At 67.6% G+C, this 10802-nt stretch carries 10 protein-coding genes; 5 read left to right on the top strand and 5 right to left on the bottom strand.

What is annotated here, in order from left to right:
* The first annotated feature begins 2 nt into the window (after positions 1 to 2).
* A complete protein-coding gene (locus GCU53_RS10420) occupies positions 3 to 674 on the top strand; it encodes a YceH family protein (RefSeq protein ID WP_152387553.1) in 672 nt (223 codons plus the stop codon).
* Between the two features lie 606 nt (positions 675 to 1280).
* On the opposite strand, the gene GCU53_RS10415 is transcribed toward GCU53_RS10420, so the two are convergent.
* The 5 genes from GCU53_RS10415 to GCU53_RS10395 form a co-directional block, all read right to left on the bottom strand.
* Positions 1281 to 1619, bottom strand: a complete 339-nt coding sequence (locus GCU53_RS10415; RefSeq protein WP_152387552.1) for a DUF2388 domain-containing protein — start codon at positions 1617 to 1619, stop codon at positions 1281 to 1283.
* Between the two features lie 87 nt (positions 1620 to 1706).
* Positions 1707 to 1958, bottom strand: a complete 252-nt coding sequence (locus tag GCU53_RS10410; RefSeq protein ID WP_152387551.1) for an NfeD family protein — start codon at positions 1956 to 1958, stop codon at positions 1707 to 1709.
* 119 nt (positions 1959 to 2077) lie between these two features.
* A complete protein-coding gene (gene tfpB / locus GCU53_RS10405) occupies positions 2078 to 3865 on the bottom strand; it encodes a type IV pilus assembly ATPase TfpB (protein ID WP_152387550.1) in 1788 nt (595 codons plus the stop codon).
* Positions 3866 to 3938: 73 nt separating this feature from the next.
* Complete coding sequence (locus GCU53_RS10400) at positions 3939 to 4622, bottom strand: DUF502 domain-containing protein (protein ID WP_152387549.1); 684 nt, start codon at positions 4620 to 4622, stop codon at positions 3939 to 3941.
* Between the two features lie 55 nt (positions 4623 to 4677).
* Positions 4678 to 6042: a CYTH domain-containing protein gene (locus GCU53_RS10395; protein WP_152387548.1), complete on the bottom strand. Its 1365-nt coding sequence runs from the start codon at positions 6040 to 6042 to the stop codon at positions 4678 to 4680.
* Between the two features lie 114 nt (positions 6043 to 6156).
* Here GCU53_RS10395 and GCU53_RS10390 point away from each other — a divergent pair, with 114 nt between their 5' ends.
* The 4 genes from GCU53_RS10390 (at position 6157) to argA (ending at position 10801) form a co-directional block, all read left to right on the top strand.
* The gene (locus GCU53_RS10390) at positions 6157 to 6834 is read left to right on the top strand and encodes a TIGR00153 family protein (RefSeq protein WP_152387547.1); all 678 of its coding nucleotides are present in this window, start codon (positions 6157 to 6159) and stop codon (positions 6832 to 6834) included.
* A 41-nt stretch (positions 6835 to 6875) separates the two neighbouring features.
* Positions 6876 to 8141, top strand: coding sequence for an inorganic phosphate transporter (locus GCU53_RS10385; protein ID WP_152387546.1), 1266 nt, complete (start codon positions 6876 to 6878; stop codon positions 8139 to 8141).
* 97 nt (positions 8142 to 8238) lie between these two features.
* Complete coding sequence (argE, locus tag GCU53_RS10380) at positions 8239 to 9387, top strand: acetylornithine deacetylase (protein ID WP_152387545.1); 1149 nt, start codon at positions 8239 to 8241, stop codon at positions 9385 to 9387.
* A gap of 112 nt (positions 9388 to 9499) precedes the next feature.
* Complete coding sequence (gene argA, locus GCU53_RS10375) at positions 9500 to 10801, top strand: amino-acid N-acetyltransferase (protein ID WP_152387544.1); 1302 nt, start codon at positions 9500 to 9502, stop codon at positions 10799 to 10801.
* Position 10802: the final 1 nt, after the last annotated feature.

Here is a 10802-nt window from a genome sequence, read left to right as displayed (position 1 = left end):
CCATGTCCGATCACTCCGAAGCGCGGCCTGCCCAAGAGCCGCTCAACGCCATCGAGGTCCGCATTCTGGGTTGCCTGATCGAGAAACAGGCGACCACACCGGAAAGCTACCCGCTGACCCTCAATGCCCTGGTACTGGCCTGCAACCAGAAGACCAGTCGCGAGCCGCTGATGAACCTCGATCCCGGCCAGGTCGGCCAGAGCCTGCGCCTGCTGGAGGGGCGCTCCCTGGTGCAGCTGGTCATGGGCAGCCGGGCGGACCGCTGGGAGCACCGTCTCGACAAGGCCCTGCAACTCACCCCGCCGCAGCTGGCGCTGATCGGGCTGCTGTTGCTGCGCGGCCCACAGACCATCAACGAGCTGCTGACCCGCAGTGCCCGCCTGTGCGACTTCGACGACGGTGAGGAACTGCAGCATCAGCTGGAGCGGCTGATCGGTCGCGAGCTGGTGAGCCGGCTGCCGCGCCAGTCGGGGCAGCGCGAGGAGCGCTATATGCACCTGCTGGGTACTCCGGAGTACCTGGAGGAACTGCTGGCCGCGCGTGCGACTCAGCCGGCCGGTAGCGACGGGGCGACGAGCGGCCGGATCGAGGCGCTGGAGGCGCGCATCGCGGAACTGGAGGAGCGGCTGGCGAAGCTGGAGGAGGAGTTGGGGAGTGGCGAACCGCGGGAGTGAGTGGAGCTTCCCAAGGAGGGAGATATCGCTCAAAGCACAGAGGGGAGCCTGAGCTCCCCTCCAAATCGACTTTGTGCTTTGTTCTTCTTGTGCTCGATCTGTTGTTGTTCTTGTCGACCGCCACCCTGAAGAAGGTGCTTCAGTCAGCCCCAGTCGGGGCCAAGAGCAAACGTATTTCTTTGATCGCCGATATCGCGATGATCACCAGGTGATCCAACCAGTCCGGGCGCTACCTCAAGGTAGTTTTATTGTTCTCTGTCCGGCTGCGGGGCCTCGACCCCGGAACGCGTATCCTCTCCAAAAAAATCAGTTTGCGCCGTCTCTGCCGTGCTTGTTTTTGTTATGTCAGAGTCGTTTCTGTTGTTGTTCTTGAAGTGCCATTTTTATTTTTGTTGTATGTGAGATAGAGCATTACCCGTGCCAGAAAAATAAAATCCTTGTATATCAGTAGCTTATATTAAATGGTGTTCTGCCGGGGGCTTTGGCGGGAAGAATTCTGTTTCCGTTCGACCCAGGTTTGCTACCCACGGCTGAGGCGAGGGTAACAACCGGGCGGCGGTTTGGCCCGACGGGTAACGCCCGGCCGTTACCGGCTCCGCGCAGCTCTCAGCGGCTCCCGAAACGCGCCGGGGATTCGGGCTGGCTGGCGAGAATCGCGCTGGCCAGCTCCGTGTCGCTGGCCTGCAGCTGCGGATTGGCCTCGCGCAGTTGCTGCAGCGCCGCTTCCAGATAGGGGCCGCGGATCTGGCCGTCGCTGGCGATGAAGGTGCCGGCGTCCTCCTGAGCGGCGACGATCAGCTTGTCGTCCTTGAAGGTCATATAAGTGGAGGCGGTGGTAAGGCCGGAAGAGATGATGTCGCGCAGGAAGTCATCGTCGTGGGCCTGCGCTGCGCCGAAGGGGAGCACGATGAGGCTGATGGCGAGGCCGGCGATCTTGCTGTTCATGGGGAACTCCAGGAAATGATGCCTAAATGAGATCATTTCCGGGCGGTTCGAGTTCCCTGGTGGCGGGCGTGGGCGCAGCCGACCTGATCAGCGGTCCAGCAGGCGCCGGCGCCAGTGTTGCCAGAGCAGCAGCAGCAGCGTCGACAGGCTGATGAACAGCAAGAGCTGCAGTTTCCAGGAAAAGTCGGGCAGGACCTGCAGCAATATGGCGAGGCCGGTGGCGACCAGGGCCATCCACAGCAGATAGCCGCCGGCGTCGAAGACCTCCAGGATCAGCAGCAGGATGCCGAGCCCCAGCCAGTGCCAGGACGACAGCCCTTGCAGGAAGGTCAGCAGCATCGGTGGCTCCACAGGCCGGTACGGGCGGAACCGGGATGGGGGCGGGCGGTGCGACGGCTTGGCATGGGGAGTTCCTGACGGTGGGCGGGATACGGCGGCAGGTCTGTGATCCTACCGGGTTAGCGCTGTTCGCTCTGTGGGGTGACTCGCATGACCTCCTCCAGGGTGGTCGATCCGGTGGCGATCTTCAGCGCGCCGGACAGGCGCAGGCTGCGCATGCCGTCTTTGAAGGCGGCGCGGCGCAACGCGAGCAGATCGGTATCGGCTTTGATCAGTGGCTTGATGGCATCGTTCAACAGCATGATCTCGTAGACCCCGGCACGCCCGCGGTAACCGGTATCGCGACATTCAGGACAACCCACCGCCTCGTGGGCGCCGCCCGGCAGCGGGGCGTTCCAGGGCCGGGTGAGCGCCTGCCAGTCGACCTCGTCGAGCGTCACCGGCGCCTTGCAGTGCGGACACAGGGTGCGTACCAGGCGCTGGGCCATGACCCCGAGCAGGGTGGCCTTGATCAGGTAGTAGGGTACGCCCAGCTCGAGCAGGCGGGTGATGGCGCTGGGGGCGTCGTTGGTGTGCAGGGTGGAGAGCACCAGGTGGCCGGTGAGCGCCGCCTGGATGGCTATCTCGGCGGTCTCCAGATCGCGGATCTCGCCGACCATGATGATGTCCGGGTCCTGGCGCATCAGCGCGCGCACGCCGCTGGCGAAGGTCAGGTCGATGTTGTGCTGCACCTGCATCTGGTTGAACGCCGGTTCGATCATCTCGATGGGGTCTTCGATGGTGCAGACGTTGACCTCCGGCGTCGCCAGTTGTTTCAGCGTGGTGTAGAGGGTGGTGGTCTTGCCCGAGCCGGTCGGGCCGGTGACCAGGATGATGCCGTTGGGCTGGCCGGTCATGCTCTGCCAGCGGCGCAGGTCGTCGGCGGAGAAGCCGAGGGCGTCGAAGCTCTTGAGCAATACCTCGGGGTCGAAGATGCGCATCACCAGCTTCTCGCCGAAGGCGGTCGGCAGGGTGGAGAGGCGCAGCTCGATCTCGCCGCCGTCCGGGCTCCTGGTCTTGACCCGGCCATCCTGCGGCTTGCGCTTCTCGGCGACGTTCATCCGGCCGAGGCTCTTCAGCCGGCTGACCACCGCCATGGTCACCTGCGGCGGAAACTGATAGACGTTGTGCAGCACGCCGTCGATGCGAAAGCGCACGCCGCCGGCCTCGCGGCGCGGCTCGATGTGGATGTCGCTGGCGCGCTGCTGGAAGGCGTACTGGAACAGCCAATCGACGATGGTGACGATGTGCGCGTCGTTGGCGTCCGGCTCCTGGTCCGCCGCGCCGAGCTTGAGCAACTGCTCGAAGTTGCCGATGCCACTGATCTTCTGCTCCGTGGCCGAGGCGCCGCTGACCGACTTGGCCAGGCGGTAGAACTCCACGGTGAAGCGCTGGATGTCGGCGGGGTTGGCCACCACCCGGCGGATCGGCCGCCTGAGCACATGGGTCAGGTTGGCTTCCCAACTGCCGACGAAGGGCTGCGCACTGGCGACCGTGACGCTGTCGGGGGCGACTGCCACGGCGAGGATCCGGTGGCGCTGGGCGAAGGCATAGGACATCAGCGGGGTGATCGCGGCGACGTCGATCTTCAGCGGGTCGATGCGCAGGTAGGGCTGCCCGGCGTGGTCGGCCAGCCACTGGGTGAGGCTTTCCAGGTCGAGCCTGCGGCCGGGCTGGAGGCGGTCGTCGAGCTGCTGGGCGGCGAGGAACTCCAGCGGATGCTGCTGGTTGTCCTGCGCGCTGCGGCGGATCGCCAGGCACTGCTCGGCGCTGTCCTGGCCGATCCGGCCCTGGGCGACCAGTTCGCGCAGCAGGTCGCCCAGCTCGAGCCAGCGGTCCTCGGTGGAAGAAGATGTGGTGGAAGGCATGCGGGGTCTCGGTCGTTCTGCGTCTTTCGCCAGCATGCCCGATGGGGCCGTCGGGGCGAAGCGACGGCCGTCTTCAGAGGCCTTTTCCGTGACCCAGGTCGAGGCTTTGGTCGCGCCTGGCCTTGGCCCTGGAGGGCGGCGTGAGGCCCATGGAGACATAGATGCTGGTCAGCTCCTCGATCCCCATGTGCGCCGGGCGCACCCATTCCACCGGCACGTAGAGCAGCCCGCCGCCAATCGGGATGGGCGCGGTGGGGACCAGGATGGCGTGATAGCTGCGGCCTTCGATCTCGATCGGCACGGGGCTCGGCAACAGCGCCAGCACGGCGGTGCCGTCGCCGCCGAAGAAGCACCAGACCGGGCTCATGGCGCCGATGTCGGGGTTCTTGTTCTTGTCCAGCAGGGCGACGAAGCGGTCCGCCAGGTTGTAGAGCTGGCCGATCAGCGGAGTGCGCCGCAGGGTGACGTCGATCAGCCGGGTCAGCGGCCGGCGCAGGCCCAGCTGCACGGCCAGGCCCAGCGGGTAGAGGCAGGCCAGCAGCACGAAACCGCCGAACAGGTAGGCCAGCGACGGATTGCTCACGAAGTACTGGCCGAGCCCGGCGGAGATCTGCCCGGCGAGGGTGGAGGGACCGATCAGACGGTTCAGCAGGCTGAGGATCCAGGCCAGCAGCACCAGGGTCAGGGTCAGCGGCAGGAGTGCCAGGAGACCGGTCAGCCAGGTGGCGAAGATCGTTTTGAGACTTAGCTTGAGCATGGCGTGCGTCCGTACGGAGACGCGCGGCAGAGGCGCTCGCTCTGCCGGCGGGAGCCTATTTCAGCAGCGCTTTCCAGGGTTTCAGGGTCGCCACGGTCTGTGCCTGGGCGGCACGCCGCTCGCGCAGGACGTCGTCCAGCGGACGGGTGGCCAGCTCGCCGAGCTTGACCAGTTCGCCGTACAGGCGGTCTGGCTCGGGGATTTCCAGCACGTTACGGGCAAGGCGCAGCCAGACTAGCACACGCTCGAGACGCGGAAGTTGCTCCGTTAGGCTTTCCGGGTATTGCTGACAGCGGGTCAGCGGCAGCTCTCGCGCCTCGTCCGCCAGCAGATGCGCCAGCCAGCGGCCCAGCGGCGCGGCACCCTGGCGCTGGCCGGTGGGGGTGCGCCGGACGCTCCAGGCGCGGGTCAGCAGCCAGTGCGAAGCCTGCAGCGAGAACAGCCCCCAGCGGGTCCGCTCCAGTTCGGCGGCGAAGCGGGCCGGAGCCGCCTGGCGCACGGCCTCGTCGTTCTGGCCGGCGGCAAGCTGCAGCCGCCAGTCCTGGAGCAGGGCATCCAGGGCGCCGCGCAGGCCGCCGGAGCTGGCCCGCGGAGCCGCCTGGCCGAGGCTGCCGAGCAGGGCGCGCAGGTCGATCAGTTGGGCGAGCCACTGCTCCAGCAGCTTCCAGTGGCCGCTGAAGCGGTACTGTTCGGCCAGCCGCTGGCTGCTGCCGAGCAGGTGCCAGGCCAGTGCCGCGAAGGCCTCGTCCAGCGGCGCCTGCGCACCGAGCGTCGGCACCGGCAGGGCGAGGGTGTAGCTGGCCGGGTCGAACAGTCGGTAGCCGCGTTCGGCCTTGCTGATGTCGCAGGGCATCAGCGGCAGGTCGGCGGCCAGGGCGAGGGCCAGCTCCAGCAGCGCGGCGGGCTCGCCCTCGCGCAGCTCAAGCTCCAGCTCGCAGATTTCCTCCTCGCGCGGGCCTGCGACCACCTTGCCCAGATCCAGCGCCGCCTCGACGGCCACCCGCTGCCCGTCGCGCTGCCAGACGAGGTCGGCCTTCTCGCGGACGAAATCGGTGCTGAAGATCGGCTGCAGGGCGGTCTTGTCCAGGCCGGCCAGCTCCGCCGGCCAGCACTGGTCGTCGAGCCGCGCCGGGTCCAGACTGGGTTGGTCCAGGTACCAGTCCCACTCGTTGCGTTCGGACAGGCCGGCGACGCTCTGCCCGCGGCTCTTCAGGGTCTGGATGTACTGCCCGCCGTCGCGCCGCAGGCGCAGGGCTACCCGTGCGCGGGCCAGGTCCCGCGCCGGGGTGTCGTAGTACTGGTTGAACAGCTCGTGGCGCTGCCAGCCGCTCTCGCTGCGTGCCTTCAGCAGGGGATGCTCGCGCAGGGCGGCAAGGGTGGTACGGCTGACGCGCAGCTTGATTTCGGTTTCTTTGACCATGGTTGGTGGCTTCAGGCGCCTATCATTGGGGTGTTTCGGGAATATGACATTTTCTGGCGGCTGTCCGGGACGCTCCGTATACTTGCCGCCTTTTTCGAGGACGGGGTCGACCCTATGCCAACCAATCCCTTCATCAGCCTGTTCGGGCGCTCGCCCATCGGCCCGATGCAGCAGCACATCGCCAAGGCGCACGAGTGCGCATCGCACCTGGTTCCGCTGTTCGAGGCGGTGATGGCCCAGGACTGGGCCCGGGTGGAGCGGGAACAGCAGGAGATGGTGCGTCTGGAAAAGGAAGCCGACCAGCTCAAGAAGAGCGTGCGCATCCACCTGCCCAAGAGCCTGTTCCTGCCGGTGCCGCGTTCGGACCTGCTCGAGCTGCTGAGTGTACAGGACAAAGTCGCCAACCGTGCCAAGGACATCGCCGGGCTCATGCTCGGCCGTCAGATGGTCATTCCGGCCACCCTGCAGCCCTTGATGCTGACCTACGTGCAGCGCTGCGTGGATGCCAGCGCCCAGGCACTGAAGGCGATGAACGAGCTGGACGAACTGCTCGAGGCCGGCTTCGCCGGGCGTGAGGCGAGCCAGGTGGTGACCATGGTCGAGGAGCTGGAGGGCATCGAGGAGGATACCGACCGCCTGCAGATCGAGGTGCGCCGCGCGCTGTTCAAGCTGGAGAGCCAGCTGCCGCCGGTCGACGTGATGTTCCTCTACACCGTCATCGAGTGGGTCGGCGAGGTCGCCGACCGGGCCGAGCGCGTCGGCGGCCGGCTGGAGCAGCTGTTGGCACGCTGAGGCGCCAAGGTTCTTTCTGGGTTTCAAAGGTAATCAATCTCATGTCTCTTATTGCGGACTATGGTTCCGTCCTGCTGATACTCGCCTGCACGTTCGGTTTCTTCATGGCCTGGGGCGTCGGCGCCAACGACGTGGCCAACGCCATGGGCACCTCGGTCGGCTCGCGCGCGCTGACCATCAAGCAGGCGATTCTCATCGCCATGGTCTTCGAATTCTGTGGCGCCTACCTCGCTGGCGGCGAGGTGACCGAAACCATCAAGAACGGCATCGTCGACGCTACGATCATCACCCCCGACCTGATGGTGCTGGGCATGATGTCGGCGCTGCTGGCCGCCGGTACCTGGCTGCTGATCGCCACCGCCAAAGGTTGGCCGGTGTCCACCACCCACTCGATCGTCGGTGCGGTGATCGGTTTCGCTGCGGTCGGTGTGTCGATGGATGCAGTGCACTGGAGCGCCATCGGCCCGATCGTCGCCAGCTGGGTCGTCACCCCGTTCCTCTCGGGGCTGGTCGCCTTCGGCCTGTTCATGAGCGTGCAGAAACTGATCATCGACACCGATGCGCCGTTTCGCAACGCCAAGCGCTTCGTGCCCTTCTACATGTTCCTCACCGGCTTCATGGTCGCGCTGATGACCGTGACCAAGGGCCTCAAGCACGTCGGTCTGCATCTCTCCGGCAATCAGGGCGTCCTCCTGGCGCTCGGCATCGGCGTGCTGGTGATGCTGCTGGGCATGACGATCCTCAGCCGCATCCAGGTGGATGCCGAGGCGGACAAGACCTTCCACTATGCCAGCGTGGAGAAGGTGTTCGCCGTGCTGATGGTGTTCACCGCCTGCTCCATGGCCTTCGCCCACGGCGCCAACGACGTGGCCAACGCGGTCGGCCCGCTGGCGGCCATCGTCGGCGTGATCGAGTCCCAGGGAGCCGCGGCGGTCGGCGCCAAGGCGGCGGTGCCGGGCTGGGTGCTGCTGCTCGGCGCCGTCGGCATCGTCATCGGTCTGGCCACCTACGGCTACAAGGTGATCGCCACCATCGGCAAGGAAATCACCGAGCTGACCCCCAGCCGCGGCTTCGCCGCCGAACTGGCCACGGCCTCCACCGTGGTCGGCGCCTCGGCCATCGGCCTGCCGGTGTCCACCACCCACACCCTGGTCGGCGCCGTGCTGGGCATCGGCATCGCCCGCGGCATCGGTGCGCTGAACCTCGGCGTGATCGGTTCGATCTTCGTGTCCTGGATCGTCACCCTGCCGGCCGGTGCGATCCTCGCCATCCTGTTCTTCGGCATTCTCCGGACCGTCTTCGGCTGACCCTGCCCGCGCGGCCGTCCCGGTGGGCGGCCGCGGCGGTTTCCCGCGTCCCCGGTTGCGACCTATCATGCAAGGCACCCTTTTCCGAGTGCCGGCCATGCCCCTTCCCAGTCTCAAGCAGCAGTTCGCCGAGCTGATCGCCCTGCCGTCGGTGAGCTGCACCCAGGCCTCCCTGGACCTGCCCAACCGCCCGCTGATCGAGCGCCTGGCCGCCTGGCTCGGCGATCTCGGCTTCGCCTGCGAGATCCAGGACATCGTCCCCGGCAAGGCCAACCTGCTGGCCACCCATGGCAGCGGTCCCGGCGGCCTGGTGCTGGCCGGGCACAGCGACACCGTGCCCTTCGACGCCGCGCTGTGGCAGAGCGATCCGCTGAGTCTGCGCGAGGCCGACGGCCGCTGGTACGGCCTCGGCAGCTGCGACATGAAGGGCTTCTTCCCGCTGATCATCGAGGCGGTCAGGCCGCTGCTCGACCAGCCGTTCCGCCAGCCACTGCTGGTCCTCGCCACCTGCGACGAGGAAAGCTCGATGTCCGGCGCCCGCGCCCTGGCCGCCGCCGGGCGGCCGCTCGGCCGCGCCGCGGTGATCGGCGAACCGACCGGCCTCAAGCCCATCCGCCTGCACAAGGGGGTGATGATGGAGCGCATCGACATCCAGGGCAGCAGCGGCCATTCCTCCGACCCCAGCCTCGGCAACAGCGCCCTGGAGGCCATGCACGAGGCCATCGGCGCGCTGCTCGAGCTGCGCGGCCAGTGGCAGCGCGAATTCCGCAATCCGCTGTTCAACGTGCCGCAGCCGACCCTGAACCTCGGCTGCATCCACGGCGGCGACAACCCCAACCGCATCTGCGGTCAGTGCGCCCTGGAGTTCGACCTGCGCCCGCTGCCGGGGATGGAGCCGGAGCAGCTGCGCGCGGCGATCCGCGGCAAGCTGCGGCCGCTGGCCGAGCGGCGCGGCGTGCGCATCGACTACAGCCCGCTGTTCCCCGGTCTGCCGCCGTTCGAGCAGGCGGCGGACAGCGAACTGGTGCTGCTCGCCGAACGCCTCACCGGGCACCGGGCCGAGGCGGTGGCCTTCGGCACCGAGGCGCCCTACCTGCAGCAGCTCGGCTGCGAGACCATCGTTCTCGGCCCCGGCGACATCGCCTGCGCCCACCAGCCGGACGAGTATCTGGAGCTGGCGCGGATCGAGCCGACCGTGCAGCTGCTGCGCCGGCTGATCGGGCATTATTGTCTGAATCCCGCCTGAGCGGCGCAGTTCGTAGGGTGGATGGCTCCGGCCATCCACCCTGCTGATTGGGCATTATTGCCCCGCTCCCACACACGACCGCAGATACGAGTTTTCCATCGACAGGTTTTTCATGCGCGACTACGTCAACTGGCTCCGCCACGCCTCGCCCTACATTAATGCCCACCGCGACCGCACCTTCGTGGTCATGCTGCCGGGCGAGGGCGTCGAGCATCCCAACTTCGGCAACATCGTCCACGACCTGGTGCTGCTGCACAGCCTCGGCGTGCGCCTGGTGCTGGTGCACGGCTCGCGCCCGCAGATCGAGGCGCGCCTCGCCGCCCGCGGGCTGACGCCGCGCTACCACCGCGGTCTGCGGATCACCGACGGGCCGACCCTGGAGTGCGTGATCGATGCGGTCGGCAGCCTGCGCATGGCCATCGAGGCGCGCCTGTCGATGGACATGGCCGCCTCGCCGATGCAGGGCGCCCGGCTGCGGGTGGTCGGCGGCAACTTCGTCACCGCCCGGCCGATCGGCGTGGTCGACGGCGTCGACTACCTGCACACCGGCGAAGTGCGGCGCATCGACCGCAAGGGCATCGGCCGCCAGCTCGACGAGCGCGCCATCGTGCTGCTTTCGCCTTTGGGCTATTCGCCCACCGGGGAGATCTTCAACCTCGCCTGCGAGGACGTGGCGACCCGTGCGGCCATCGACCTGAAGGCCGACAAGCTGCTGCTGTTCGGCGCCGAGCCGGGTCTGCTCGACGAGCACGGCGCCTTGATCCGCGAGCTGCGTCCGCAGCAGGTGCCGGCGCACCTGGCGCGCCTGGGCGGCGACTACCAGGGCGAGCTGCTCGACGCCGCCGCCCAGGCCTGCCGCGCCGGCGTGCCGCGCAGCCACATGGTCAGCCATGCCGAGGACGGCGCGCTGCTCACCGAACTGTTCACCCGCGAGGGCGGCGGCACCCTGGTCACCCAGGAGCAGTTCGAGAAGCTGCGCGAGGCGACCATCGAGGACGTCGGCGGGCTGCTCGAGCTGATCCGCCCGCTGGAGGAGCAGGGCATCCTGGTGCGCCGCTCGCGCGAGGTGCTGGAGCGCGAGATCGGCCAGTTCAGCATCGTCGAGCGCGACGGGCTGATCATCGCCTGCGCCGCGCTCTATCCGATTGCCGACTCGGATGCCGGCGAGCTGGCCTGCCTGGCGGTGAACCCGGAGTATCGCCACGGCGGGCGCGGCGATGAGCTGCTTGAGCGCATCGAGGCGCGCGCCCGCGCGCTCGGCCTCAAGACCCTGTTCGTGCTCACCACCCGCACCGCCCACTGGTTCCGCGAGCGCGGCTTCCAGCCCAGCGGCGTCGAGCGCCTGCCAGCGGCGCGCGCCTCGCTGTACAACTACCAGCGCCAGTCGAAGGTGTTCGAGAAGGCGTTGGGCTGAG

Origin of the sequence: Azotobacter salinestris (assembly GCF_009363155.1) — a bacterium.
Lineage (GTDB): Bacteria > Pseudomonadota > Gammaproteobacteria > Pseudomonadales > Pseudomonadaceae > Azotobacter > Azotobacter salinestris.
The sequence above is the reverse complement of the archived record's forward strand: the minus strand, read 5'-3'. Positions and strand labels throughout refer to the sequence as shown.